Consider the following 26973-nt stretch of genomic DNA (forward strand, 5'->3'; position numbering starts at 1 on the left):
AGCCCCCGGACGGTACCACGACCACCAGGACTAGCTTCACAAGGACAACCACTGCGTTGAGATTCATAAAATCAGTATCTGCTCTGAATCTGTGAGAAATTTATGTGTAGAATCTACCCCACGAAAACAACCGGATGCAACCGTTTTCTGACAGTTTTTAAAACGCGTGCCTGGACTGTAAACCGACATCACCCGAATTTAACTGCGAGCGATCAATGACCAAAGCAAAACTGGGATCCATCGGACTGTCCTTTCTGGTACTGGCTTTATTGGTGGTATGGATGGCGACCGGTGACGTCAAGGAAGCACGGGATGAGGCGCCAGAGGATACACCTGAGGAGGCGGTCAGCGTGCCTTCCGTTCAGGTCGATGTGCTGAGGGAAAGGCTTTACGAGCCTGGTTTAATACTGCAGGGGCAGTTGGAACCCTGGCGAACCGTGTCAGTTGGCGCGCGGGTAGCCGGCACGGTAGAAGAGTTGATGGTGGAACAGGGCGCACAGATTGAGGCGGGAGATGTCCTGCTTCGACTCTCCGAGGATGGGCGACGTACATCGGTAGAACAATGGCAGTCCCGCATTCGCAAACTGGAGGCCGATCTGTCGGCTTCCCAGAAGCTCCGCTCTCGGAATCTCACGTCCGAATCGGAAGTATTGACCCTGCAAAGTGAACTGTCCGCGGCCAGGGCGGAACTCGCGCAGGCACGCCTTGCGGTTGACAATCTGGAGCCACGCGCGCCTTTTGATGGAACGGTGAATCGCCGGGATGTTGATCTTGGGGATCTCGTTCAGGTCGGGTCGCCACTGTTGGAGCTGGTGCGCGTTGATCGGCTGAAAGCGACGGGGCAAATTCCGCAGCAGTCAGTGGGCGCTGTCGAAGAGGGGCAGGCGGTGACCATTCGCACGTTGGATGGCGACAGCCTGGAAGGCGTGGTGAATTTCGTGGCCAGTGCCGCAGACCCGGATACCCGCAGTTTCCCGGTGGAAGTGTCCATAGACAACCCGGAACGTAAGCGGGTTGCCGGCGGCAGTGCCACGTTACGCATTGCCTTGCCGGAAGTGGAGGCGATGTTCATTTCGCCGGCCTATCTCAGTCTTGGGGACGATGGCCGGCCCGGTGTTCGCTATGTGGGCGACAATAACGAAGTGGTGTTTACCACAGTCAAACTCCTGAACGTCACCACGGACGGTGCCTGGGTCACTGGCTTGCCGGACGAGATCCGGCTGATTACCCGGGGAGCGGGTTTTGTATCCATTGGGCAGCAGGTGCGCCCGGTCGATCGTGATTCGGACCGGGGCTGATTGTCATGCGAACCTTGATTTTCGCCGCTCTCGACCGTAGCCGGACCACACTGCTTACCCTGGTTTTTTTGATTCTGGGCGGCATTGCGGCGTTTCAGACCATCCCCAAAGAAGCGAACCCGGACATCACCATTCCCATGATCTATGTGTCAATGACACTGGAGGGAATCAGCCCGGAAGACGGCGAGCGCCTGCTTATCAGGCCTATGGAGCAGGAGTTGCGTTCCCTCGAGGGCGTCAAGGAAATGCGTGGTACGGCATCGGAGGGCCATGCCTCTGTGATGCTGGAGTTTGACGCCGGGTTTGACCCGGACATCGCGCTCCAGGATGTGAGGGAAAAGGTCGATACCGCCCGCAGCAAGCTGCCCCAGGAAGCTGATGAGCCGAGGGTGAATGAAATTAACGTGGCTCTGTTTCCGGTGATGTCTGTTGGCCTCTCAGGACCTCTTTCCGAACGCGAACTGGTCACCATTGCCCGGCGCTTTCAGGATGCCATCGAAGGCATCCCGGAAGTGCTGGAAGTGGACATTGGCGGTGACCGGGAAGACCTGCTCGAAATCGTGGTTGATCCGCAGGTACTTGAAAGCTATGGCGTCGATTTTGATCAGTTGGCGACGTTGGTCACTCGCAACAATCAACTGGTTGCTGCCGGAAGCCTGGATACCGGTGCTGGCCGCATGACCATGAAGGTTCCGGGCGTTATTGAATCTGTGGAAGATGTCATGGCCATGCCGGTCAAGGTAGGCGGCGACACCGTTGTCACCTTTGGCGACGTGGCTATGCTTCAGCGAACCTTCAAAGACCCGCGAGGGTTCGCCAGGATCAACGGTGAGCCGGCGCTGGTGCTGGAAGTATCCAAGAGGACCGGTGCCAACATCATCGAAACGGTGGAAAAGGTGAAAGCGCTGATTGAAAGTGCTGGGCCGCAACTGCCCGATGAGCTGGAAGTTCGTTACATCATGGACCAGTCAGGTGAAGTACGGGACATCCTTAGCGATCTGCTTAACAATGTGTTGACCGCCATCGTGCTGGTGATTGTCCTGATCATTGCCGCCATGGGTCCTCGTTCTGCCGTTTTGGTGGGACTCACCATTCCCGGGGCGTTCCTGACCGGTATCCTGGTGATTTGGGGTATGGGCTTTACCCTGAACATTGTCGTGTTGTTCAGCCTCATACTCGTAGCGGGGATGCTGGTGGACGGGGCGATCGTGGTGTCCGAACTGGCCGACAGGAACCTCTCCGAAGGCCAGAGTGTAACGTCCGCTTGGGGCGAGGCAGCCAGCCGCATGGCCTGGCCCATCATTGCATCAACCGCTACCACGTTGGCGGTTTTCATTCCCCTGTTGTTCTGGCCGGGTGTGGTTGGCGAGTTCATGAAGTTTCTGCCCACCACCGTCATCATCTGCCTAACCGCCTCATTGGCCATGGCTCTCGTGTTTTTGCCCGTCCTTGGCAGCATCAGCGGCGGAAAGCGTCGTCCTCAGGCGGCGATCAGTGGTCGGATGACGGACGCCTATCGTGGCGTTCTCGGGCGACTGTTGGCTAAGCCCGGTTTTACGCTTCTTGGAGTGCTTGGCATCGTTGTGGTGATCTATGTGGCCTATGGAAAGTTCAACCACGGTGTTGAATTTTTTCCGAGTGTGGAGCCGGATTCAGCGCAGGTACATGTCAGAGCCAGAGGGGATCTGTCGGTGCAGGAGCGCGATACTATCGTTCGACAGGTCGAGCAGCGTTTACAGGGAATGCCGGAGGTGAAAGCCCTCTATGCCCGCTCAATGATCAGCCCCGGTAACCAGATGGCGCCGGACGTAATCGGTGTGTTGCAGTTCCAGTTCACCGATTGGTTTGAGCGCCGATCGGCAACGAAGATACTGGAGGACTTCCGTACGCGTACGGCTGATATTCCCGGCATCGAACTGGAGTTTCGTAAGCAGGAGGGCGGCCCCGCGGATGGCAAGCCCATTGAACTTATGGTTAGCAGTATGGACAGCAACCAACTGGAGCGGTATGTCGCTCTTATCCGGGAACGGATGTCTGGCATCGATGGCTTTGTGGATGTCGAAGACGACCGCAGCCTTCCGGGTATTGAATGGCGACTGAACGTCGACCGTTCTGCCGCTGCCCGATTTGGCTCCGACGTGCTCAGTGTGGGCAGTGCGGTGCGACTGATTACCAACGGCCTGGTGCTTGCTACCTATCGTCCTGAGGACGTGCGCGACGAAGTCGATATCGCCGTGAGGGTGCCCAATAGTTGGCGCGAGCTGGACCAGTTCCAGCGCCAGACGATCAACACCAGTCGCGGACAGGTGCCGCTCTCGGAGTTTGTTGAGCTGGCTCCCGGTGACAAGATTGGCAGCATTACCCGGGTAGACGGACAGCGCACCATTACGATCAAGTCCGACATAGCGCCGGGTCGCCGTGCAGACGAGCTGCTGATGGCACTGCAGCAACAAATGCCGGAAACTCCCGAGGGGGTTTCCGTGCGATTTGCTGGAGAGAACGAGGACCAGCAGCAGGCGTCGAATTTTCTGGCATCGGCGTTTCTGGTGGCGATTGCGCTGATGCTGCTGATTCTGGTGACCCAGTTCAACTCCCTCTACCAGACCATGCTGATTCTGTCGGCCATTGTGCTTTCCACGGCCGGTGTATTGCTTGGCCTGCTGCTGAACGGGCAGTCATTTGGAATCGTAATGGTGGGTATGGGGATCATTGCCCTTGCGGGCATTGTGGTGAACAACAACATCATTTTGATCGACACCTACAACCACATGCGCCAAAGCGGTATGGCGGCCTTCGAAGCAGCCCTGGAAACCGGGTGCCTGCGCCTACGCCCGGTATTGCTGACGGCCATCACCACCATACTCGGGTTGATGCCAATGGTGCTGGGGGTAAACGTGGATCTGATAACGCCGTCTCTCGGCGTCGGTGCTCCGTCAACGCAGTGGTGGACCCAGCTATCGAGTGCCATCGCAGGGGGGTTGGCGTTTGCCACGCTGCTTACGCTGTTGCTGACCCCCGCACTGCTGGTGTTGGGGGACAAAGTAGGGCGGAAAATCAAACCGGCTGACCCCGACTCCTCCAGTGGCGAATGACACCGCGTCGGAATTGTCAGGGTAGTGGGAAAAACTCGTCCATGAGAGTATCGAACGGCAGGGGCTTGCTATAACGATAGCCTTGCAGATAATCACAGCCCTGCTGAAAGAGCCATTTTTCATGGGCTTCGGTTTCAACGCCTTCGGCGACGACCGAGAGCCCAAGCCCCCGTGCCAGACCGATAATCGACAGGGTAATGGCGCAGTCGTCTTCGTCGTCTGGCAGTTGACTGATGAAGGAACGGTCAATCTTGATCCGCGAGAAGGGCAAACTTTTGAGGCGGGAAAGAGATGAATAGCCAGTTCCGAAGTCATCTATGGAGAGGCTTGCACCATCGGCGACCAGCTCTTCCAGGATGCTGGTCAGTGAGCTGAAATCCCCTTGAATGGAATCCTCGGTTACCTCGAAATGCAGCGCGCTGACCGGCACGCTGTATTCACGGCAGGTTTCCCTGATCAGGCTCGGCAGTTCCGGTACCGATACCTGCTCGGCGGCCAGGTTGACTGAAGTCTCTGGCAGCGTGATGCCCTGGTTGTGAGCCTGTTGCCAGTGTTCGCACGCGCGGCGAAGCACACACTCCCCCAGCGCGTACATCAGGCCACCACTTCTGGCTATACCCAGAAATTCAATGGGTGACAACCAGCCCCGTTGCGGGTGTTGCCAGCGCACCAGGGCTTCCAGTGACTCTATGTTCAGGCCCGTGGCGTTCATGATGGGCTGGTAGAATACGTCCAGGGAGTGGTTGCTTATGGCCGCCCGCAAGTCGTTTTCCAGGGCGAAACGGGAGCGGGCTGTTATCTGGATGCTGGAGTCAAAGAAGCAGGCCTGATCCCGGCCTCGTTGCTTGGCGTTGTACATGGCAGCTTCGGCGCCACGTAACAGATCTTCGGTGGTTTGACAGTCTCCGGGCAGGTGACAGATCCCCAGGCTTGCACCCACGGTGATGGAATGGCCGGTGAGGCGGATGGGATTGTTAATGTGCTGCCGTATCCGCGAGGCCGTCAATTCCAGTGAGTCACGCGTGGTGTGGTTACGCACGATCAGGGCGTACTCATCGCCACCTATCCTGGCCAGTAGGTCCTTGCCCGGAACGGAAAGCTTTTTCAGGCGGCGGCCAACTTCGGCAATAACGTTGTCTCCCACCTGCGGCCCAAGTCCATCGTTAATGGATTTCAGGCGGTCCACGTCGATCCATATCAGAGCCAGGCTGCCAAGCCCCCGTCGCTCTATCTTGCTGGCAAGGTGGTTGATGCGGTCTCGCAGGGATTCTATGTTTGATAGCCCGGTGAGTGAATCGTAACGGGTGACGTATTCAAGGGTCCGTTGTGAATAGAGCCAGGCTTCGTGGGTGTTGATCAGGCTGATGGTATCGGCAATGGCGATGACGAAGGATATTTCCGGCAGGCTCCAGTTGCGTTGGTGCGTAGATTCCAGACAAACCACGCCGCTGAGCCGGGCACCATCAAACACCGGTGCATCAAGCATCGACACGATGTTCAGGGGGATAAGATAGCCCGGCGCAAATGCCCGGGTGCGTGGATCGTTCTGGGCGTCCCGAACACACAGCACGCGTTCGGTTTCCAGAGCTGAGAAGTACTCCGGGTTTCCGAACTGGTACAGGCTGGATTTGTCGCCGGTGGCAGCGTCCGTAGTATGAAGCCACTCGGACTCAATGCGATCACGTTGTTCCGGGAATTGCCAAACACTGACCCGTTCAACGTCGAGCAGCTTCGCGCAGAGTGCCGTCAGGTCTGCGAGCTTCTGCGGGCGCTCCTTGTCGATAAACGCCTGACTGTGGCTGAGTTCCGTCAGTGCCTTGTGAAAGGTCACGAAGGTATCCGTATCGTGCATAGGCTCTGGCTGTTCGTTCCGAGGACGATAATGGATGTACGAATGGAGCTGGCAATTGGTCGTCTCCATGCTGACATTTTCCACCTCACTCATACTGGCACTGGGTCTTGATGCTGTCCACACTGGGGCCTCATAAGGTTAGAAAGCATCTCATTTAGTGATGTTTTGTTGTCCGATTGAGTCATTTTATGGCTCCACGGGGCGGAGTCCCGATTTCTGGTTTATGCTGGTGACGAATAACCAATCAACACATTATGTCTCTGAATTGGGGATGTCTTTGGAAAAGGGTCTGATGCGGATTCTGTTCGCTGTGCTGCTCATTGCACTGTCGGCCCTCGTGTCGGCAGAGCCAGCGGTTTGGGGCGGTCACGACAAGCGCCTGGAGCTCCCAAGGTTCGTGGACTACTGGCAGGAGCCTGCCGACACGGTTTCCCTGGATTCGGTGAAACAGCTTCCCGAACAGGAATGGCAAACAAATGGCAAAGACAGCGTTAGCCTGGGATACGGTGACGAGGTTTACTGGTTTCGGGTAAACGTTCGTAACGCCGGTTCTGTCACGGTGCCCCTGTTCCTGGAAATCGGGTATCCGGTGCTGGACCACATTGAGGTTTATCTGCTTGACGATGGTGAACGGATTGAACAACACCTTTTGGGTGACAAATACCCCTTCTACCAACGCCTGATCTATCATCGTAATTTTCTCGTTCCTTTGAACCTGTCAGGCGGAGACAACCTGTCCATTTATCTTCGGGTGGACACCACCAGCTCCATGCAGGTACCCCTGACCCTTTGGGATCAGGACGCCTTCTATGTGGCCGAGCAGTCGCGCAGCCTGTTCGAGGGTATCTACTATGGCATTGTGCTGGTGATGATTCTGTACAACCTGTTTGTTTACATGGCGGTGGGTGAACGGAGTTTCCTGCACTACGTGGGCTACATTTCGGCCATGCCTCTGTTTCTGGCAAGCCTGCATGGCGTCGCCTTCCAGTATCTCTGGCCGGAGGCCACCTGGTGGAACGATCAGGCGATTATTGTGTTCCTTAATCTGGTGGTGCTGTTCGGCGGGACTTTCAGTATTCGCTTTATCAATGTGACACCCACCAACCATCCGGTTCTCAATAAACTGACGGTGGGCGTTGTTGTTATGGCCGGCGTTATGGCAGTTGCGGGGCTTCTGGTTCCGTATCGGCTGATGATCCTGCCGACCATCCTGCTCGCTTTCCTGGGCTGCACCACGATGTTGGTGCTCAGCATTGTACGCTGGCTAAAGAAGGATCCGGCAGCTCGGTATTATGCGTTGGCCTGGGTGTTCATGCTCTTCGGAGGGATTGTGTTGGCGCTCAGTAAGTTCACTATGCTGCCCCGTAACCTTCTGACAGAGAACGCGACCCAGGTGGGCTCCGCCATAGGCGTCATTCTGTTGTCGGTAGCGCTGGCAGACCGGCTCAACAGGGAAAAGAAGCGCGCTTTCGAGGCCCAGCAGCGCTTGTTGCTTGAAGAACGCAAAGCCAGGATGGCCCAGGAAAAATCCCTTCGTATCCAGCAGGAGGCCAATACGTTACTTGAGCAGAGAGTGCAGGAGCGCACGCGGGATCTTGAGTCGCTCAATGACCAGTTGCGTGAACTCAGTGCCACTGATTCCCTAACCGGACTCAAAAACCGGGGTCACTTTGACCGCACCTTCAGCTCCGCCGTCGTGAAGGCTTATCGGTTCAGTCAGCCATTGTCACTGCTACTCCTGGATATCGATCATTTCAAGAGATTCAACGACACACATGGTCACCTGGTCGGCGACGATTGCCTGCAGATGGTGGCCAACTGTATCCGCGAATACGTCACGCGCCCGCAGGATCTGGCCGCCCGTTATGGGGGTGAGGAATTCGTGGTTTTGTTACCGGATACCCCAAGAGAGGGCGCCCTGAGAGTGGCCGAGAAGATCCGTCGCCGGATTGAAGAAACCGGATTCCGGGTGTCGGATGAGGTCTTGCACCTTACGGTGAGTATCGGTTTGTGTGCCGTCTGCCCCAGCCAGGCGGATGCGACCAAAGACATCTTCTGTTGGGCTGATGAGGCCCTTTACGAAGCCAAGGGACGTGGGCGGAATCAGGTTGTCGCTTGCGAGCCCCCGTCCGTTCGCGGAGCGGAACCTGTCATGACCTGATGGGTTGAGCATCTATTCTGGGCCAGTTCATGGTCTCCTCCAGCAAAAACGCCAGTTCCAGCAGTGTCTTTTCACCCCCGTGCCTGCCCATCAGTTGAACGGAGACTGGCAGGCCCTGCTCATTCAGGCTGATTGGTAGTGAAATGGCGGGTGCGCCGGTGGCGTTGGCCAGTGGCGTGAAGTTCGCGTATTGGGTCAGGCGATCGAACAGGGTATCGAAGTCATTCGTGGGGCTCAGGTAACCGATTTCAGGCGTAGTGTGACCAAGTACCGGAGTGAGAACAGCATCATAATCGGACATGGCCCGGGCGTAGTCGTGATACGACCGGTGCAGACGCCAGAGCGCCGCTGGCAACTTGTAGAACTGCTTCCTGAAGGCCTTGTCCAGCCCAAGGGTCAGCCCGTCCAACCGTGATTTATCAAAGCTTGGATGAATCAACCGCTTGCCATTGGCGCGTACGCCGAAGGCCAGCATGCCCCAGTAAAGCGCAAAATCGTCCGGAAAGGTGGAGGCAGCAGGAACCTCCACCAGTTCCACCCTGTGGCCTAGGGTTTCCAACAACCGCGCTGTGTTTTCAACGGCTGCACGCGTTTGCGTGTCGGTGGCGTGACCGTTGATGGAGTCGGTCACCAGGCCAACCCTGAGTGAGCGCGTGGCGGGCCCCTCCACCTTTCCAATGGCCGGGAGCTTCGGGTTCCTGAAATAGCGTTCTGCCCCGTGGTAGAAATTGGCAGTATCCCTGACCGTACGCGTTACGACACCATCGCTGACGATATTGACAGGCAAGGCTTTTGCCGCATCGTTGTCGATCAGGCGGCCGCGGGTTGGTTTCAAACCCACCAGCCCGCAGCAGGCGGCCGGAATGCGGATAGACCCACCGCCATCGTTGGCGTGTGCGATAGGGATAACGCCTGCAGCGACCAGTGCTGCAGAGCCTCCTGATGAAGCGCCGGTGGAGTATTGAAGATGCCAGGGGTTGCGGCTCGGGGTGCCATGGGCGGGTTCCGTGGTGGCGTTGAAGCCGAACTCAGGCAGAGTGCTTTTGCCAAAGCACACCAGGCCCTGGGCCAGAAACTGGCGGGCAAAAGGGCTGGTTTTGTCTGCCGGATGGGAATCGATGGCCGCAGTGCCATGGGAGGTGGGAAAGCCTTTAACCTCGGTGTTGTCCTTGATTACCGTGGGAACGCCCGAAAAGATGCCAGACACCGTTTTTTGGGGCGGAATTTCATCCGCGATCATGCCCGCACCGTCATCTGGGATGGGGCCGACCAGGCCATGGATAAAAGGTTCGGCCAGTCGCGCCCGGGCGAGGGTGGCCTGAAGGACTTCGCCGGCTGATACGTCGCCGCTGCGAATCAGTTCGGCCAGCCCGGTGGCGTCGTGCCGGCCAAGCAGGTCGTCGCTGAAGGTGTGCAGGGTTTGCGGGTGGGGTTGCAAGTAGGGTTGCGACGGATGCTGGACGGTCAAGACAGATACTCCGTTTTGTTATCGGGGCTGCATCCACTGTATACAAAACCTAAACGTGACGATATGTCATATCAGGAAATTGCATTGCTCCGCTCAGAAAGTAAGAATCCAGTTTCCACCCGTTTTAGCCGGCGAGTCATGCTCTCCTGGGCATGGGCTAGCTGCGGGCCTCCTTGATCACGTCGTAGGCGTGACTGATCTCGCGGGTACGTCCTTCTGCCATTTCCCGCATGCTTTCAGGCAGGCCCCGTCCGGCCAATTTGTCCGGATGATTTTCACTCATCAGTTTGCGATAGGCTTTTTTGATCTCCGCATCGCTGGCGGACGATGAAACTCCCAGAACCTTGTAGGCATCGTCAATCTGGCTGGCGGACGATGCCTGGCCAGATGCGCCAGACTGCGCGCCCCGCAACATGGCTTCCAACTGATCCACCTGGGCCTCGGGCAGCCCCAGCCCTCGGGCAATGCGCACCAGCATCTCATGTTCGGCCGGGTGTACCACACCATCGGCGGCAACGGCAGACACCTGCACCTGAAGGAACATCTGAAGCAACGCGGGCTGTCGGCCACTCACCCGCAGGAAGTGTTGCAGTTCCGCATCCAGATCGAAGTCGTTGGCCTTGCCCCGGTTAAAAGCGGCCTTGGCCCGTTCCCGGTGTTCACCGGTCAGTCGAAATCGGTCGAACAGGCGTTCCGCCACCTGAATCTCGTCGCGAGTGACAACGCCGTCGGCCTTGCACAGGGCGCCCATCACCGCAAACACGGACTCCAGGAAGTCCGTCTGCACATTGCGCAATTTTTGCCACAGACGGCTCTTGATGTATCGGGTCAACAGTACGCCTGCCACAGCGCCAATCAGAAGGCCGGGGAAGCGGCCAAACAGGTAGCCGATCAAACCGCCGATAAACAGGCCGAACATGTCAGTGTCCTTTTCAAGTGTTTAAAACTGCGCAAAGTATACGGGTTTCGGGGAGAAATTCGAAAACAACCCGTCACAATGGAAGAATGTTCATGTCAGAAAGCGTTCTTCATCTACGGTGTCAATCTGCTCTGGGCGCAGATGTTGCTCCGCGTATCGGCGGTAGGTGCCTGACCTGACGAACAGTTGGAATACGTCCCGGTCGATGTGGCCCTCGTCCACCATTTTTTGCATGATGGTCAGGGATTCGGTCAGTGTCTTGCCGTCCTTGTAGGGGCGGTCCACGGCGGTCAGAGCCTCGAAGATATCCGCCACCGCCATGATCCGCTCGGGAATGCCCATCTCGTCTGCATTCAGCCGGCAGGGATAGCCTTCGCCGTCCATGCGCTCATGATGAGTGCCAGCCAGGTGGGGCACGTTTGCCAGCCTGTCAGGCAGGGGCAGGGCGTCCAGCATGCAGATGGTCTGTACGATGTGGTCGTTGATCCGAAAGCGCTCCTCGGGAGTCAGGGTTCCTTTTGCCACGGTCAGGTTGTGGAGCTCACCCTGATTGACGGCATACTGTGGGAGTGTCATGTCGAATCCCCACCGGTTTCTTGGGTCGTCTTTGGTAACGGGTGGCTTGTGCTCGCCCCAGGGGCGAAGGTGGCCGGGCTTGTCTGCCAGCAGGGGTTCGGTAGCAGGGAGCGCCTGCTCCGGCGTGTCAGTCAGCACCTGTTTTTCGTCGCCGGACAACCCCAGCCTGTCACTGAAATGACGCACCCAGGTGCGTTGGCCGATCTGTCGGATGTGTTCCATGTCGTCTTCTGACATGAATTCGCCACCAGTGTTGGCGTTGGCGACTGCGCGAAAGGCTTCCTGAAGCTCTTCCTGTTCCAGGTCCCGATCGATTTCCGCCTGCTGAGAACTCTCTCCATCCAGTTGTCTTTTCAGGCACCGGATCTGGGCATCCCGGTGCAGAACTTCAAAGCGGGTGCGAATCTCATGGATGCGGTTGTAGATCGTTTCCAGTTTGACCGCCTTGTCCACCACATGCTCTGGGCTGGTGATCTTTCCGCAATCGTGCAGCCATGCCGCCAGGTGGAACTCGTAGCGTTCATCGTCATTCATGGCGAAGTTGGCAAAGGGTTCTGCGGGGCTTTGGATGGCGTCATCCACCATCATCTGGGCGAGTTTGGGTACGCGGTCGCAATGGCCACCTGTATAAGGTGACTTGGCATCAATGGCGTTGGCAACCAGGCGAATGATGCCTTCAAGCAACGCCTGCTGGCTTTCAATCAGTTCACGGGTTTCGATGGCGACCGCGGCAGAGCCAGCGATCTCATTAACAAACACGATCAGGTCATCGCTCAGGTGGGTGTGGTCCCCATGCTCCATTTCGATGACAAGAGCCCCAATCAGCTGTTTGCGACGGTTCCTGAGGATGGCGAACACCGGGTGGCCTGAAAGGGCGTAACGAAGTGCCCGTATCACTTCGTTGTCGTCGTTCGTGGCGTTGACGCCGAAGATAGTTTCCGGCGGCTGTATGCCACGATCTACGGATAGCGAGAGCTTGCTATCTTGACGGCTCATCAGGTAAATAGCGCCCCGGGTCTGCCCGAGAATGTGAGTGATCTGTTCGAGGATATCCTTCAAAAGGCTATCCAGGTCCTGGCCTCGGTTGAGCGTGGTGGCGATGTTCTGGAAGCTGCGGATGGTGCTGGCCATGTCCTCCAGGGCGACGCTCAGTTGACGGGCTTCGCGAATGTGAGAATTGACGGAGATCGGCGTGTCGAAGCGAAAGCGTGAGAGTGCTCCAACTCGGCGGGTCAGTAATTCCAGCGGTCGGCCCACACGACGGCCCAGGAACCAGCCGATGACCAGCAGCAACAGTGCAATGGCACCTGCCAGGATGGTTTGCCGGGTCAGAGCCGCCCAGACATCGGCCAGCAGCTCGTCGGCGGGAATCGCCACGGCAATTTTCAGGTTTTCCTGGTCCAGGGACTCAAGGGGTTCTGTCATTCCATACCAGTCCCGGTTTTCGGTGGTAAAGCGGTTTGCCAATTCACTTTTGGCATGCTTGCTGTCGTGTTCCAGGACGGCGGTGAGGGCATCGTCATCAAACCCTTGCGGTTTGGAGGTGTCGGAAACTGCCTCGCTGTTGGTGGCATCGGGCCCTGTGTAGGCCAGAGGGGAGCCCTCGCCATTGACGATGGCAATGCGGGTGCCGGGCGTCTGCCGCAGCTCGGCTAGCTGTGTACTCAGGTCGGTGACGGTTACATCGATGCCAAAAACGGTATTGTTGTTCTGGCCATTCGCAATGGCTTGTCGTCGGGAAAGGGTCAAGCCGGTTTCACCCGTGGTAAAGAAAACATAGGGTGCGGTCAGTTTCGTGTTGCTTGAGGTGCCGGCGAGCTCGTACCAGCCACGGGCTCGCGGATCAAAACGGTAGTCGGAAGGTGTGCGGCGCTCCAGGAGGGAGCGGCTGGCGTCGTAAAAGTGCCACACGGGCTGCTGCTTTCCGTCCGCGGCTCGAGTAATGGATTGAAGCAGGTAGTGGGCGTTGGCGGGGGCGTCGGGAAACTGTGTGGCGCCGGAGCTGCGTATCTTGCGTAGCAGGAAGAAATCGCCGTTGGCGTATCCGGCGTAAACGGCACTGACAATGTGGCTACTGTCGAGAATATCGGCGACTACCGGCAGTCTGACCAGGCGTTGTTGCAATGTATCGGCGATGGCCAGAGGGTCGTGGCTGAGAACGGCGAGAGCGGTTGACGGCGGACCGGTGATGGCACGGATGCGGTCATCCACGCTGATGGCAAGCTGGCGGGCTGTGGCACTGGCAGCGGTAATCTTGGCGCTTTCCATGCCGCGAAAGCTTTGCCCGACCAGTACAATGGAGAGTACCAGCATGCCGAGCGTGATCGCGGAGGCAATCAGAAAGGCAAGTGATACCTGCGCTGACTGGCGGTTTCGACGCATGGTTCATCCTTAAACGGTGGTCTGGCGTATCAGAGCGCAGAGCACTGCACTGACCTAAGGGTAGACGTTAAACTCACGGTTTTCCTGATAATACGGTAAACGCTCAATGACCATGGATTTGTTCGAGTCATCTTCATCAGAGCCCTGGGTCGAGCCGCTTTGCGACGGAGCGATTGTCCTTCGCCGTTTTGCCCGTGCCGACGACAGCGAATTGCTGGAGGCGATTTTCGGCGTGGCGGAACAGGCTCCGTTTCGGCAAATGCAGACGCCAGGCGGCCACACCATGTCGGTGGCCATGACCTGTTGCGGAGAGTGGGGCTGGGTGACTGACGCGAGGGGCTATCGGTATCAGCGAACCGATCCGTTTTCGGGGGAACTCTGGCCGTTGATGCCGGCAGTGTTTCGGTCCCTGGCGGCCAAGGCGGCAAGCGCAGGGGGGTATACGGGTTTCGATCCAGATACCTGTCTGGTGAATCGCTATGCACCGGGCGCCAAAATGGGGCTCCACCAGGACAAAAATGAGGACGATTTCGATCAACCGATCGTTTCGGTGTCTTTGGGCACACTGGCCATGTTCCAGTTCGGAGGTGCCCGGCGCAGTGACCGACCACAGCGAGTGCCCCTTGAGCATGGTGATGTGGTGGTCTGGGGAGGCCCGGCGCGGCTGCGCTACCACGGCGTGTTAACGCTCAAGCAGTCACAGCATTCGTTGACGGGTGCCAGCCGTTACAACCTGACGTTTCGCCGTGCGCGGTAGTGGTTGGTGATGGCACCCTCAAGCGTGGTGGTCAAACGCTGTAGCAATTCGCCGCTGTGTCGCCAGAAATGCCAATAGAGGGGCACTTTCAGTTCATGCCCAGGCGCAAGGTTGATCAGGCCCCCATTGTCCAGCCAATGGCTGGCCTGGATCTGCGGAATCATGCCGTAGCCCATGCCGGCCCTGGCAAGTTGGACGAAACCCTCGGACGAGGGGCACAGATGGTAGGGGAAACGGCCGTGGTAGCCACATCCAGCCATGAATCGGTGCTGTAACTGGTCATTAGGGCCAAACACAATAGCCGGAGAGCTGGCGAAGGCGTCTGGAGTAATACCATCCGGAAAGAAATGGCGAACATACTGCGGGGTCGCCAGCGGCATGTAGGTCATCTCCCCCAGTGCCACGCAACGCCCTCCAGCAATGGGCTGGCTGCTGCTGCACAGACACGCGGCCACATCGCCGTCGCGCATTCGCTTCAGGCCCACGTCCTGATCCTCAATAACCAGATCCAACAGTAGTCCCTCCTGGCTGCAGAATTCCCCAACCACCGCCGCCCACCAGGTGGCCAGGCTGTCGGCATTGATGGCGATACGCAGCCGCGTGGTGTCTTCTGCCAGGGCAGGTATGGTTTTGCGTAGGTCCCGTTCCAGCAACTGTACCTGCTGGAAGTGGTTCAGCAGTTTGTTACCGGCCGGCGTCGCCTGCAGCTCCGGGTGCCTGACCAAAACCGGCTGGCCCAGGCGTACTTCAAGTGACTTGATGCGTTGTGATATGGCGGACTGGGTGAGCCCGAGTATCTCCCCGGCGCGTTCAAACCCGCCATTCTCGATCACTGCGGCAAGTGCCTGAAGAAGCTTGTAATCCAGCATAAGAAATATTCATGGGATATAAGGTTTATGATTTTTAAGTATAGCGATTACCCCTTAAGCTTCCAGCAAATTCGGAGGGAAAATGCTAACAAGTTATCTGACAGGGCTGCTGGTGTGCGGCGGTATCATCATCGCGATCGGCGCTCAGAACGCCTATATCCTGGGCCAGGCGATCCGCCGGGAACATCACTGGTATTGCGCGGCCATCTGCATGACAGCGGATATTTTGCTGTTCACGGTCGGCATGTTTGGTGTCAATGCGGCGCTGATGGCTGTGCCCGAGGCATTGGAGGTCATGCGATGGCTGGGTGTGGCCTTCCTCAGCTGGCTGGCGCTGTTGGCGTTTGTCCGTGCTGCGAAAGGGCGCGATGCACTGGATGCCAGGAAAGCGGACGTTTCGAGCCTGCGGACCGTGGTGATGACCACCCTGGCGGTAACGCTGCTGAATCCCCAGGTGTATCTGGATACTCTGTTGCTGATTCCTGCCATCGGCGCACAACAGGCCAGCCCGCTGGTGTTCGTGGCCGGCGCCGGCAGTGCGTCGGTCATGTGGTTCTGCCTACTGGCGTTCGGCGGGGCAGCGCTTTCCCCCTGGCTGTCGAGCCCCATGTCCTGGCGGTTCATTGATGGCGCCATTGGTTCTATGATGGCGGTCATTGCTTTTCACCTCGCCAGCAACGGCCTGTCCGGGCCGGTAGCGTAAACAGGGCCCGGTCTCCGGGCCCGCCGGTTACTTTTCCAGCACCGTTCTGGTATGCTTCGCCGCCTTTAATTCGCAGCCTATGAACGTACCTTAATGAACGTCCCCACGATAGTTACGACGATCACTCCGCCCTAGCGTCCTGCGCTCCCAGGTTAACGTCCTGATTCAACTCCGGTAGTCACCCGAAGATGGCTACAACCGGTTCTTACGTCCCGAATTTGCCCTCTCTGACTGGATACCAACGATATGGTGAACAAGCTTAAGGCCGACTGGCTTTCCAATATACGCGGCGATTTGCTTGCCGGCATTGTGGTGGCGCTGGCGCTGATTCCCGAAGCCATCGCTTTTTCCATTATCGCCGGCGTGGACCCGAAAGTGGGTCTGTATGCCTCATTCTGTATTGCTGTGGTAATTGCCTTCGTCGGCGGCCGCCCCGGTATGATCTCCGCTGCGACAGGGGCTATGGCACTGTTGATGGTGACTCTGGTCAAGGAACACGGGCTGGAATACCTATTGGCGGCCACGCTGCTGACCGGGCTGCTGCAGATTGGCGCTGGCTATCTGAAGCTTGGCGGCCTGATGCGCTTTGTGTCCCGCTCGGTGGTGACCGGGTTTGTAAATGCCCTGGCTATCCTGATTTTTATGGCGCAGTTGCCAGAGTTGACCAACGTCACCTGGCATGTGTACGCCATGACCGCCGCGGGCCTGGGGATTATCTATCTGTTCCCGCTGATTCCGGTGGTGGGTCGTATCCTGCCGTCGCCGCTGATCTGCATTGTTGCGTTGACGGCCATTGCGATGATCTACAACATCGATATCCGCACGGTCGGTGATATGGGGCAGTTGCCTGATACGCTGCCTATTTTCCTGTGGCCGGATGTACCGCTGAACCTCGAAACCCTGATGATCATCCTGCCTTACTCTGTGGGGCTCGCCATTGTCGGCCTGCTTGAGTCGATGATGACGGCCACCATTGTGGATGACCTGACCGATACCACCAGTGACCGTAACCGGGAATGCAAAGGGCAGGGTGTTGCCAATATCGGCTCTGGCCTGCTGGGTGGCATGGCCGGCTGCGCGATGATTGGCCAGTCCATTATCAATATCAAGTCCGGCGGCAGAACCCGGCTTTCAACCTTGACTGCGGGTGTATTCCTGCTAATTCTCGTGCTGGTGCTGGACCAGTGGCTGGTACAGATTCCCATGGCAGCGCTGGTAGCTGTGATGATCATGGTGTCCATCGGTACCTTCAGTTGGGCGTCAATCAAGAACCTGAAAGAGCACCCGCTTTCCACCAACATTGTGATGGTCGTGACCGTTGTTGTCGTTGTTGCCACGCACAACCTGGCTTTCGGCGTGCTGGCAGGCGTGCTTCTGGCGGCCCTGTTCTTTGCCAACAAGGTGGGCCATTACATGCTGGTGACGTCCGAGTTTGATGAGGCGTCCGATACCCGAACCTACAATGTGGTTGGTCAGGTGTTCTTCAGTTCCTCGGAAAAATTCACGGAATCCTTTGATTTCAAGGAAGCAGTGGATAATGTGGTGATTGACCTGACCCGGGCGCACTTCTGGGACATTACGGCAGTGGGCGCTCTGGACAAGGCCGTTATCAAGTTCCGTCGCGAAGGTGCGGAAGTGGACATTATCGGCCTCAATGAGGCCAGCGCGACTATTGTTGACCGCTTCGGGGTGCATGACAAACCCGAGGCTGTTGACCAGTTGATGGCGCACTGATATGACACAAGCCAAGGAATTCAACGACGTAACCGGTCAGAATAACAACCACAAGGATCATCAAGGCGAGGTTGAAATGCTACGAGTAGTTGCCTGTATCGACGGCTCCCGGGCTGCTCCGGCGGTGTGTGATTACGCTGCCTGGGCTAGCAAGCACATGGAAACCCCGATGACTCTGCTGCATGTTCTCGATGAGGAACGCTATCCAACAGAGCCGGATCTGGCTGGCAGCATTGGCCTGGGAAGCCGTGAGCAGCTAATGGACGAGCTTGCCGAGCTTGACCGCAAGCGCTCCAAGCTGGCTTTGGAGCACGGCCATCACATGCTGGATGAAGCCGAGCACCGGGTTAAAGAGCAGGGCGTTGACGATGTAATCAAACGCCAGCGCCATGGCGACCTCACCGAATCTCTGCTGGCCCTGGAGAACCAGACCCGCCTGCTGGTGATGGGGCTGCATGGCGAAAGCAGTTCTGACCGTGACGTACACGTGGGTAGCCAACTGGAAACGGTGATTCGCAGTGTCCACCGCCCGATTCTTCTGGTTCCGGACGAGTATGAGCAACCAAAGAGCGCCATGCTGGCTTTTGACGGCAGCGCCACGGCGTTCAAGGGCGTGGAACTTCTGGCCGGCAGCCCGGTTCTGAAAGGAATGCCGATTCACCTGGTGATGATCGGAGCGGACACCAGTGATCGCTGGGAACAGCTCAGGAAAGCCGAGAAAATGCTGGGTGATCTTGGCTCCGACATCACCCTGGCGATCCGCGCCGGGGATGTAGAGCCAACGCTCCACGCCTACCAGGAAGAACACGACATCGACATCCTGGTGATGGGTGCCTATGGCCATTCACGAATTCGCCAGTTCCTGGTCGGAAGCACCACAACCACCATGTTGAAAACCGCCAAAAAGCCACTGGTTATCCTGCGCTAATGCCATACCAGCACGGTTCTGTTGCCGGATGGATTTCAGCTCGCTACTGGTTATTGGTGCTGCTGACGCTGTTGACAGGCTGTGCCGGCGGTTTGCCGCCGGCCACTCATTCCGGAGCCGAAACCGCCGTGCAGAATGACAACAGTTTCCTTTCCAGTCAGTCCCGGCAACGGCTGGCTGATGCGAATGGTCAATCCGGTTACTACCTGTTGGATTCTGGCCAGGATGCCTTCCACTACCGGGCAGCTCTGATCGAAGCGGCCGAACACCGTATTGATGCCCAGTACTACATCTGGAACCATGATAATTCCGGACTGCACCTGGCGGGCCGGCTGTTACTGGCAGCGGACCGTGGTGTCCAGGTCCGGCTGCTGCTGGATGACTTCAACGCCGAAGGGATAGGCGAGTTGTTTGCCTCTCTGGATACCCACCCGAACATTCATATCCGGATTTTTAATCCTGCCAGAAATCGCAGTGGCTGGGGCCGATGGGTATCGTTTCTGATGGATTTTCAGCGTATCAACCGACGAATGCACAACAAGACCTTCGTGGTGGACGGGACTGCTGGCATTGTTGGTGGCCGCAACATCGGTGATGAGTATTTCGGCTTCAATGACGCCCGCTATTTCAGGGATCGGGATGTCCTTGCCCTGGGGCCGGTGGTTGCAGGGATGACCGATAATTTTCAGGCCTACTGGAGCAGTGCCTGGGCTTACCCCGCTTCCGATTTATACGCACCTGCTGACGCGGAAGTCGCCGAGACGCTGGATGGGCTTCGGCAGCAGGCCACCGCACAACCCCGGCTTCCCGTCTCTGCCCCCACAGGGGCGGAGCAGGGCAGACTTGAACTGGCCAATGTGTTCAACCGGATGACGGTTGCTCGGGGAGAACTGGTGTTTGACCCTCCCCCTGAAAACATGGGTGCGCCATCAGAGACACCCAAACGGAGCGCTCTGGCGTTACAACGCCTGTCGCAGACAGCCGCCCGGGAAATTCTGATCGAGTCCGCCTACCTGATCCTGGCCAAGAAACAGTTGCAGGCCCTGGGTGTCAATGAACGCCCTCAGTTGGAGGTTGCCGCATTGACCAACTCACTGGCTTCCAACGATCTGGTCACCAACCATGCCGGTTATGCTCGTTGGCGCCCCTACATGCTGGAGCAGGGCATAGACATCTACGAACTCAAGCCCGATGCCGAGGCCTGCCGACAATGGCTGAGCGCGGATGCATTCTGCTCGACTGGAGAGGTCAGCCTGCACTCGAAATCCGTGGTGTTTGACCGCAGCACCCTGGTAGTGGGCTCTTTTAACGTCAACCTCCGCTCCATTTACCTCAACGGTGAAACCGTACTGATTATTCACAGTGCCGAGCTGGCAGAGCGAGTGGCGGAAGATATACGGCTGACCATGGAGCCCCGTAATAGTTGGGAGGTTACCCAGGACGACGACGGGAATCTCCAGTGGCGTAGCGGTGAGGCGGTGTTTACCAGCGAGCCAACCGTGCATTGGTGGCGCCGGGCCAAGTCCGGTTTTCTGTCGTGGTTGCCGATTGAGAAATATCTCTAGAGTGCCAGCCGGCACTGGTGTCTTACAGCAGATACATCCTAAAGGGCATCCAAAGCCCCATGGCGATCATGATCAGGTTCTCCGTTAGGGAGACGAAGCCAAGGGGGACGTTGCTGTTGCCCCCTACGCAGGCGCATTTCAGTTCTCTGCGGTCAATGTACACCGCCTTCAACACCGACACGGCCCCCACGGTGCCGATAAACAGTGCCACCGGAGCCGCCAGCCAGATCAGCGCACCCGCCAGCATCAGGATGCCCGCGAAGGTTTCGCCGAAGGGGTAGAGGTAGCCATAGCCGACCTGCTTCTGCGCCAGCAGGTCATAGTTGAGGAACATGGTGCTGAAACTCTCCACGTCCTGCAGTTTTTGCAGCCCCAGAAGGATCATGGCAATGGCCACGAACTTCTCTATGGTCATCAGCGAGAAAATTGCACTGTTAAAAAAGGACATAATGGCAATGGCCATCAGCAGGGCTGTGCCGAAAATGGCGATCACCGGCTGGTAACTAGTCTCGGTGTCTGGGTCGTCAAGCCCGAAATATTCCCTGAGCTCATCATAACCACCGATGCGCTGGCCATCGATAAAGGCCTGGGGCGTAGTATCCACATTGTGCTTGCTCTGGAAGGTATCGGTTTCTTCCCGAGTGGTCAGGTGATGATCCTCTACTTGATAGCCCTTGCGTTTGAGCAGGAATTTGCTCTTCAGCCCAAACGGACACAAGTGTTCAGACATGACCATGCGGTAAAGCTGGGCGGTCTTGCTTTGGTCGTTGTCAGCCATAGTGCTGCGCTCCTCCATATGGGAATGGTCGCCCTGATAACGCCGCAAACAGGGACCAAAGGATTTATCGTCAGGCTAGCAGGTTCAGGAAGGCTTCAACGAGCAGTAGACGTTACATCCCGGTAATGTGACCTGTGCCGGGTCAAGTCTCTGGCACGACGCAATGGGGTGAAGGTGCAGTGTGTCCGGATAACAGAAATTGTTCGATTATCAAGCAATCATGCCCGCAACTGAGCGGTCATGGCGGTAATCCGCCCAGTCTGCGAGATTTGCTGAGTTGCTATGGGGAATCCGGGCTAGTCGTGGGCAGCACCCGGGAACGAAGGTAATAATCCATCAATCGATGATATTCCTCCGCCCATCCAGCATCGAATGGCCGGTTCTCTTCCGGCTGCTGATGGTTGAGCAGGGGATTATCTTCATGCCAGGGATAAAACAGTCCGGACCTGTCGTTACTGAACGCGCCATGCTCATTGATACTGCGCTTCAGGTTGAACCCCACGTTACTGACCCCCTGCGGTCCCAGCAGGTTTTCACCACCGAGGGTAATATAGTCCTGGTCTGACAGGCTGAAATGATACAGTGTCGGGAAGATATCCCGGTGCGACCCGATGCGCATCGGGTCATACCTGTGTGGCGTGTTTTCAAGGACCGGGTCCGGCACGTGCAGGAAGAATGGCACCGCATAGGTAAGACCATATTCCGTGGGTTCATCTGTACTCAGGTTCCGCACGCGGTGATCGCCGGTTACCGCAATAATGGTCTTGTCGCGCAGACTCGCTGACTGTTTGATACGCGTCATGAACTGACCCAGCGCATCAGAGGCGTACTGAAAAGTCTCAAGAAGCACCCTGGCCTGCTCGCCCTCATATTCGGCCCTGGCGGCAAACCGGTCGCTGATTTCCGTCGGTCCGGGCTCATAACTCTCCGGCACCTCGTACGGTGAATGATTGGTGGTGGTCATAATAAAGAGCAGGGTGGGCTTATCCGCCTCTTCCATCACCTTGTTGGCAAACTGGAACAGAAAGCCATCAGGCACGCCCCAGGTACCTGAATATTCAGCCGCCTCCGGAATCGCCTCAATAATGTCATTTTCATCATAGACACGGTCAAATCCCTGGGTAGGCAGATAGCTAGCCAGGTTACGCCACATGCCATTTCCACCGTACAGGAACGCCACTTCATACCCTGCCTGTTTGTAGGGTAGAACAGCAGAACCTGGCAAGGTGGTATTCTGGGCCGAGGAATGACTGATGGTTGCCACGGGACTATGAAACAGTGTCATTACAATACTGTCGATCGTCCCGGAAGTGCCCGCCAAAAAGCGCTGGAAAAGAAAACCGTCCGCAAAATGGGGGCGAAGACTTCCCAGCAGGTCGTTACCTGGGAGGTTGTCTTCCACCATAATATTCATGCCCATACCCTCCATCATGGCCACAACCACATGGGGCGGGTCCTGTTGGAGGTAATTGTTTTCCGGTGTGTGGTAAACCGGGGTCGGCTGGCCGAGCACTTTCTCCATCTGGGCGCTTAGTACGGCCTCAGAAACCGGCTCAAAGCGCTGCTGTTCCTGGTAATCAGAAGTCGCCCAGTCCAGTGCCATGAATACATTCGGGGTGATCATATTCAGCGGCTTGTACTGGGAAACGCTAGCGTGGTAGCGCTTGAGAGGATGGCTATCGAGAGTTCCTCGCGCTGTCACAAAGGTGGACAGAAAAATTGCGACTACCGCCAGTGACGTGACGCTCCAGTGCCAATAGGCTTGCGGGTTTATTCGACCCAACGGACTGCGGAGGAACCACCGAGAGGTCAGGTATGCCAGTGCGCCGATAATGAACGCCACCAGAAAACCACGCACCACGGGATAGTCTTCCCAAATATTGACAAGAACTGCGGCGGAGTCGTCTTCCCATAGCCCGAAAACAAACAGGTCAATATGGCTGCCATAGGTCGTGTAGTAATAGAAATTGCATATGCAACCGACCACATAGAGCGCGGCTACAACCGCATGGTAGCCGACCGCAAATCTTAGCCAGCGCTGGTAAGTGTTATGAAACGCGGCGGCGACAGAGCCGCTTAGCAACAGGGGTGAATAGACAATCGCAGTTACCTTGGCATCAAAACGCCCGCCAAAAAAGAAAGCCCTCCAGATGTCATCATCAACCCCTGTTTCTGGTAACACATCCTGTATATGCATAAAAAACAGGTAGCGTGAAACCATCAGTATGCTGAAGGAAAATAAAAAGCACTTGAATAAAAACAATGACAGATGACGAAAGCGGGATTGATATTTCATCTTGGGGAATAGCAACATGGATTAAGGGTCAGGAAAGCAAAAACTGGCTCAACTACAGTCTTCCGCATGGTAACGGTCGTCGAGCACTGGGGACGTTATGCATGACAAGCAAACACGTCTGAGTCCATCCATAGGAAGCAAATATTTTATCGCGAAAGAATGTCGGCTACTACAGCAATATGACGGATCGATGTCATTTCGATGTTTTTTGCCGGGGAGGCGAATTTGTCAGGAATTCACATCTATGGACAGACTACGGCTCTTTCCATCAGTGCTGACGGAAGGGGCCAAATCTCAGGCATTGCTCCCTGCTGCCACACCAGACGCCCAGGCCCACTGGAAGTTATGTCCCCCAAGGTGCCCCGTCACATCCACCACCTCGCCAATAAAGTACAAGTCGGGCCTGTCCAGGACCGCCATGGTTTTGGAAGATAGCTGGCGGATATCCACGCCGCCCAAAGTCACTTCCGCTGTTTTCCGAACACATCTCAGAAAGTTGTCAAAAATGGTCGCAAAGCGAACATTCGAATTCTGTGTTTAGCTGGGGGCAACTACAGTCTGCCCTAATCACGTATCAGGCCCACCCAGAGTTGGAAAAATCCGGCTCCTGCGATCGTAAGAAAAAATTAGCGTTGCAGTCCGGCATGTATTGCTTGCCGACGAACCCAAGCGCGCTGGGGGAACCGATACGGGCCCCACACCTTACGATTATCTGCTTGGCGGCCTGGGCGCCTGTACCGCGATGACTCTGCGCCTGGACGCCGAACGCAAGCAGCTTGCGTTGGATTGCGTCTGCGTGCGCCTGCATCATCAACGGACTCACGCCGACGATTGCGCTGATTGCGAATCCATTGCCGGCCAGATCAGCGAGATGTATCGCGATATCCGACTGGAAGGTGGTCTCTATCCGAACAGGATCGCGCCAAACTGCTTGAAATTGCCGATAAATGCCCCGTGCACCGGACCCTGGAGAATGAAATCAAGATTCGTACCCAGCTCGCGCAGGATAAGCCGAAATCTGCTTAAATGGCGAAAAGCGGATTACGCTGATCTTCCGGCCATCGTCGTCAACCAAGGCTTGAAAAGTGATGGCGCCAGCTCTCATACTCGCTTTTCAAGCGACGGCAGCGAGTTACCCGAACTCAAACTGCAAAACAAGGTATGTCTTATGTCTCGTGAATCAGCTCCCTCAATTCTTGTTTTCGATGTAAACGAAACGCTGCTCGATATCACGTCACTCGAACCGCTGTTTGAGCGCTGTTTTAGCGACAGCTCTGTTCTGAGAGAGTGGTTCGCCCAATTGATCCTTTATTCCCAAACTATGACCTTGTCGGGCCTTTACACACCATTCGGTGAGCTGGGCATTGGAACCCTGCGTATGGTCGCCTCAATTCACGGAGCAACGATCGAAGATAGCGACATTGATGAACTGAAACAGCGAATGGGCTCAATGCCAGCACATCCAGACGTCGTCCCGGCGCTTACCCGACTGCGCGATGCGGGTTTTCGGCTGGTGACACTGACCAATTCTGCGAGCTCATCATCGCCCACGCCGCTCGAACGCGCCGGGCTTGGCGACTTCTTCGAGCACTTTTTCAGCGTTGAGTCCGTTGGTAAATTCAAGCCGGCCTTAGCTACCTACCGTCACGTAGCACAGAAGATGAACGTCGAGACATCGGGGCTTTGCCTCGTCGCTTGTCATCTCTGGGATACGATCGGCGCCCAGGCGGCTGGTTGTCGCGGCGCGCTCATCACCCGCCCTCACAACGCTACTCTGCCCGCGGAAAAAGTGCCGACCCCTGACCTCGTCGCATCAGACATGGCCGACCTCACCGACCAGATTATTTTGAGCTGGCAGGTCTCGTGATGACCTACCTTGAGTTTAACTGTAGGAGGGTCAGGTAATGAATTGGCAATTTGCGCATCCATCGCTTCACAAGCTCTAAGTTATTCAGGAAGCGATTGGCAATTCAATACCCAACCCGGTTGAGATTTTTTTATACTGACAAATCCCCTAGGATGATCTGCTCAGCATAGCTACGGTAAGCCTCTTCAAGATGCTTGGCTGTTGAATCCGGGAAAAGATGAAAGTCCCCAGCTTCTAAGGCATCAACAATGCCTTCAGAAACAACGCTGGCGTTCGGCGCGCCGGAGAAACCCGCGTTATCGCCCATTTCGGTTGCAATGGGTCCCGGGTGGACGCTCAATACTTTCACGCCCTTTTCACCCAATTTCTCGCGTAAACCCTGTGTGACAGAGTATGACGCTGCCTTAGACGCGCAGTAAGTCGTCATATCACCAAAGGTCTTGATGGAAGCGATAGAGTTGAGCTGAACCAGAGCCCCCTGGTTTGTTTCGAGTATTTTGGCGAACGCTCTTGCTGTGCGGAGTAACCCGAACACGTTCACATCAAGCTCATGCTGAAGAGAAGCTTCAACATCATCACTTAGGGGTGATGCGAGATTCATCACGCCTGCATTGTTGACCAAGATATCAACATCAGTCGCCTGTTCTGCCAGAGATTGAAGCGAACCAGTATCGGTCACATCAGCACGCAGTACGACAACTTTGTCTCCGTATTGCACCTGCAGCTCCTGAGTGGACTCCGGGTTCCTCACTGCCAGGTAGATCTTCCTGACACCGTGCTCAAAAAATGATTCGACGATTGCCTTGCCAATACCGCGATTAGCACCGGTTACCAGTGCGACTTTATCTTTTACGGAAAAGCTCATACCTATCTCCTGCCAAGGATAATATTCAGAATTTAACGTACCGATCGGTACGGAATTAAATATACACCGACCGGTACGGAATTGAAAGAGAACTTTCCGTCTTTTTGTGGCGACAACAGGAGGTTTCAGAAGGGGGGGGGCTATGCAGTTACTGCTACGGGGGATGTATGAGGGTTTTCCGATGCCAGAGCGGCTATAGAATCAGTTCGGTACCAAACTGAAGTGTCTTAAGGAGGTTAATTACTTGATTCCTATACCGTGCAATGCGGTATTGACGACCTCATGCAGCTCGGTTGCTGTTACTCCTGAACGAGCCATCGACGCTGTGCCCTTCAAAACGGTGTAAATTGTCAGAGCATTGGTTTTGGCGTGTTTATCCAAACCCAACTCGACAGCTTCCGGGTCATTACGGAACAGGTTTTCAAACATTTGCTTGGCTGTTTTATCTTGTTTTTTTAGCAGTTCCGCTACCGCATCGGGAAGATCGCCAGCGACGATTTCAGACTGGCAGTGCACCAAAAAGCAACCTTTGGGACCGTCTGATGCGCACTGCATTCTGATCACGGAAAGCATGTAATTTTCCAGGCGCTCCCTTAATGGTGTATCCGTCTGCTCCATAATCTTGAGATGATTAAACATTTCCGTCTCAATGTAGAGCTTGGTTGCTTTAGCAAATAAGGAGGCCTTGTTCCCAAAAACGCTATACATGCTGGTTTTGTTAATACCCATTCTATGAGTCAGGTCTGACAAAGAAGCCCCGGAGTAGCCTTTGAGCCAAAAAACCTGCATTGCATTGTGAAGAGCCGTATTTTCGTCGAACTCGCGTTTACGCCCTACAGTCATTGTATCTACCTACCTGACAG

Annotated in this window: 18 protein-coding genes and 1 pseudogene; 9 read left to right on the forward strand and 10 right to left on the reverse strand. The window is 56.3% G+C overall.

What is annotated here, in order from left to right; all coding sequences use genetic code 11:
* Positions 1-215: 215 nt before the first annotated feature.
* Both AC0B60_RS01645 and AC0B60_RS01650 read left to right on the forward strand, forming a co-directional pair.
* Complete coding sequence (locus tag AC0B60_RS01645; RefSeq protein ID WP_465083514.1) at positions 216-1298, forward strand: efflux RND transporter periplasmic adaptor subunit; 1083 nt, start codon at positions 216-218, stop codon at positions 1296-1298.
* Positions 1299-1303: 5 nt separating this feature from the next.
* A complete protein-coding gene (locus AC0B60_RS01650) occupies positions 1304-4390 on the forward strand; it encodes an efflux RND transporter permease subunit (protein ID WP_465083515.1) in 3087 nt (1028 codons plus the stop codon).
* 16 nt (positions 4391-4406) lie between these two features.
* On the opposite strand, the gene AC0B60_RS01655 is transcribed toward AC0B60_RS01650, so the two are convergent.
* The gene (locus AC0B60_RS01655; protein WP_465083516.1) at positions 4407-6311 is read right to left on the reverse strand and encodes a putative bifunctional diguanylate cyclase/phosphodiesterase; all 1905 of its coding nucleotides are present in this window, start codon (positions 6309-6311) and stop codon (positions 4407-4409) included.
* 223 nt (positions 6312-6534) lie between these two features.
* Between AC0B60_RS01655 and AC0B60_RS01660 the strand changes: the two genes are divergently transcribed.
* Positions 6535-8403 carry a sensor domain-containing diguanylate cyclase gene (locus AC0B60_RS01660; protein WP_465083518.1) on the forward strand — a complete coding sequence of 623 codons (1869 nt, stop codon included), beginning with the start codon at positions 6535-6537 and terminating at the stop codon, positions 8401-8403.
* On the opposite strand, the gene AC0B60_RS01665 is transcribed toward AC0B60_RS01660, so the two are convergent.
* The 3 genes from AC0B60_RS01665 to AC0B60_RS01675 all read right to left on the reverse strand — a co-directional run bounded on the left by AC0B60_RS01665 (position 8393) and on the right by AC0B60_RS01675 (position 13748).
* Entirely contained in the window at positions 8393-9871 is a 1479-nt protein-coding gene (locus AC0B60_RS01665; RefSeq protein WP_465083519.1) for an amidase, read from the reverse strand. The genes AC0B60_RS01660 and AC0B60_RS01665 overlap by 11 nt on opposite strands.
* Positions 9872-10028: 157 nt before the next feature.
* Entirely contained in the window at positions 10029-10790 is a 762-nt protein-coding gene (djlA, locus tag AC0B60_RS01670) for a co-chaperone DjlA (RefSeq protein WP_465083520.1), read from the reverse strand.
* A gap of 90 nt (positions 10791-10880) precedes the next feature.
* A complete protein-coding gene (locus AC0B60_RS01675) occupies positions 10881-13748 on the reverse strand; it encodes an HD domain-containing phosphohydrolase (RefSeq protein WP_465083522.1) in 2868 nt (955 codons plus the stop codon).
* A 106-nt stretch (positions 13749-13854) separates the two neighbouring features.
* On the opposite strand from AC0B60_RS01675, the gene alkB reads away from it, so the two are divergent.
* Positions 13855-14505 carry a DNA oxidative demethylase AlkB gene (gene alkB, locus AC0B60_RS01680; RefSeq protein ID WP_465083523.1) on the forward strand — a complete coding sequence of 217 codons (651 nt, stop codon included), beginning with the start codon at positions 13855-13857 and terminating at the stop codon, positions 14503-14505.
* Here the strand turns inward: alkB and AC0B60_RS01685 are convergent.
* Positions 14475-15374 (reverse strand): LysR family transcriptional regulator ArgP, encoded by a 900-nt coding sequence (locus AC0B60_RS01685; RefSeq protein ID WP_465083524.1) that lies wholly within the window; start codon positions 15372-15374, stop codon positions 14475-14477. The two genes, alkB and AC0B60_RS01685, sit on opposite strands and share 31 nt — an antisense overlap.
* Positions 15375-15456: 82 nt before the next feature.
* Here AC0B60_RS01685 and AC0B60_RS01690 point away from each other — a divergent pair, with 82 nt between their 5' ends.
* The 4 genes from AC0B60_RS01690 to AC0B60_RS01705 all read left to right on the forward strand — a co-directional run bounded on the left by AC0B60_RS01690 (position 15457) and on the right by AC0B60_RS01705 (position 20304).
* Entirely contained in the window at positions 15457-16077 is a 621-nt protein-coding gene (locus tag AC0B60_RS01690) for a LysE/ArgO family amino acid transporter (protein ID WP_465083526.1), read from the forward strand.
* Between the two features lie 246 nt (positions 16078-16323).
* Complete coding sequence (locus AC0B60_RS01695; protein ID WP_465083527.1) at positions 16324-17811, forward strand: SulP family inorganic anion transporter; 1488 nt, start codon at positions 16324-16326, stop codon at positions 17809-17811.
* Between the two features lies 1 nt (position 17812).
* Positions 17813-18739: a universal stress protein gene (locus AC0B60_RS01700; RefSeq protein ID WP_465083529.1), complete on the forward strand. Its 927-nt coding sequence runs from the start codon at positions 17813-17815 to the stop codon at positions 18737-18739.
* Complete coding sequence (locus AC0B60_RS01705) at positions 18739-20304, forward strand: phospholipase D family protein (protein ID WP_465083530.1); 1566 nt, start codon at positions 18739-18741, stop codon at positions 20302-20304. Before AC0B60_RS01700 ends, AC0B60_RS01705 begins: the two co-directional genes overlap by 1 nt.
* A gap of 22 nt (positions 20305-20326) precedes the next feature.
* Here AC0B60_RS01705 and AC0B60_RS01710 read toward each other — a convergent pair whose 3' ends face one another.
* From AC0B60_RS01710 to AC0B60_RS01720, 3 genes and pseudogenes are all read right to left on the reverse strand, one after another.
* A complete protein-coding gene (locus AC0B60_RS01710) occupies positions 20327-21082 on the reverse strand; it encodes a MauE/DoxX family redox-associated membrane protein (RefSeq protein ID WP_465083531.1) in 756 nt (251 codons plus the stop codon).
* A 280-nt stretch (positions 21083-21362) separates the two neighbouring features.
* Complete coding sequence (locus AC0B60_RS01715) at positions 21363-23303, reverse strand: LTA synthase family protein (RefSeq protein ID WP_465083532.1); 1941 nt, start codon at positions 23301-23303, stop codon at positions 21363-21365.
* Positions 23304-23672: 369 nt separating this feature from the next.
* A pseudogene (locus AC0B60_RS01720) lies at positions 23673-23855 on the reverse strand (NAD(P)/FAD-dependent oxidoreductase); the annotation flags it as partial.
* A gap of 172 nt (positions 23856-24027) precedes the next feature.
* Between AC0B60_RS01720 and AC0B60_RS01725 the strand changes: the two are divergent.
* Positions 24028-25245, forward strand: a complete 1218-nt coding sequence (locus AC0B60_RS01725) for a haloacid dehalogenase type II (protein ID WP_445474033.1) — start codon at positions 24028-24030, stop codon at positions 25243-25245.
* Between the two features lie 130 nt (positions 25246-25375).
* On the opposite strand, the gene AC0B60_RS01730 is transcribed toward AC0B60_RS01725, so the two are convergent.
* Both AC0B60_RS01730 and AC0B60_RS01735 read right to left on the reverse strand, forming a co-directional pair.
* On the reverse strand, positions 25376-26110 hold the full coding sequence (locus tag AC0B60_RS01730) for an SDR family oxidoreductase (RefSeq protein WP_445474032.1): 735 nt from the start codon (positions 26108-26110) through the stop codon (positions 25376-25378).
* Between the two features lie 240 nt (positions 26111-26350).
* Complete coding sequence (locus AC0B60_RS01735; protein ID WP_445474031.1) at positions 26351-26953, reverse strand: TetR/AcrR family transcriptional regulator; 603 nt, start codon at positions 26951-26953, stop codon at positions 26351-26353.
* Positions 26954-26973 lie beyond the last annotated feature (20 nt).

This window comes from Marinobacter sp. V34 (assembly GCF_055524115.1).

Coding starts and splice junctions, on each gene's coding strand:
- AC0B60_RS01645 (WP_465083514.1), top strand. CDS start 216: ATGACCAAAGCAAAACTGGGATCCATCGGACTGTCCTTTCTGGTACTG.
- AC0B60_RS01650 (WP_465083515.1), top strand. CDS start 1,304: ATGCGAACCTTGATTTTCGCCGCTCTCGACCGTAGCCGGACCACACTG.
- AC0B60_RS01655 (WP_465083516.1), bottom strand. CDS start 6,311: ATGGAGACGACCAATTGCCAGCTCCATTCGTACATCCATTATCGTCCT.
- AC0B60_RS01660 (WP_465083518.1), top strand. CDS start 6,535: ATGCGGATTCTGTTCGCTGTGCTGCTCATTGCACTGTCGGCCCTCGTG.
- djlA (WP_465083520.1), bottom strand. CDS start 10,790: ATGTTCGGCCTGTTTATCGGCGGTTTGATCGGCTACCTGTTTGGCCGC.
- AC0B60_RS01675 (WP_465083522.1), bottom strand. CDS start 13,748: ATGCGTCGAAACCGCCAGTCAGCGCAGGTATCACTTGCCTTTCTGATT.
- alkB (WP_465083523.1), top strand. CDS start 13,855: ATGACCATGGATTTGTTCGAGTCATCTTCATCAGAGCCCTGGGTCGAG.
- AC0B60_RS01685 (WP_465083524.1), bottom strand. CDS start 15,374: ATGCTGGATTACAAGCTTCTTCAGGCACTTGCCGCAGTGATCGAGAAT.
- AC0B60_RS01690 (WP_465083526.1), top strand. CDS start 15,457: ATGCTAACAAGTTATCTGACAGGGCTGCTGGTGTGCGGCGGTATCATC.
- AC0B60_RS01695 (WP_465083527.1), top strand. CDS start 16,324: ATGGTGAACAAGCTTAAGGCCGACTGGCTTTCCAATATACGCGGCGAT.
- AC0B60_RS01700 (WP_465083529.1), top strand. CDS start 17,813: ATGACACAAGCCAAGGAATTCAACGACGTAACCGGTCAGAATAACAAC.
- AC0B60_RS01705 (WP_465083530.1), top strand. CDS start 18,739: ATGCCATACCAGCACGGTTCTGTTGCCGGATGGATTTCAGCTCGCTAC.
- AC0B60_RS01710 (WP_465083531.1), bottom strand. CDS start 21,082: ATGGCTGACAACGACCAAAGCAAGACCGCCCAGCTTTACCGCATGGTC.
- AC0B60_RS01715 (WP_465083532.1), bottom strand. CDS start 23,303: ATGGTTTCACGCTACCTGTTTTTTATGCATATACAGGATGTGTTACCA.
- AC0B60_RS01730 (WP_445474032.1), bottom strand. CDS start 26,110: ATGAGCTTTTCCGTAAAAGATAAAGTCGCACTGGTAACCGGTGCTAAT.
- AC0B60_RS01735 (WP_445474031.1), bottom strand. CDS start 26,953: ATGACTGTAGGGCGTAAACGCGAGTTCGACGAAAATACGGCTCTTCAC.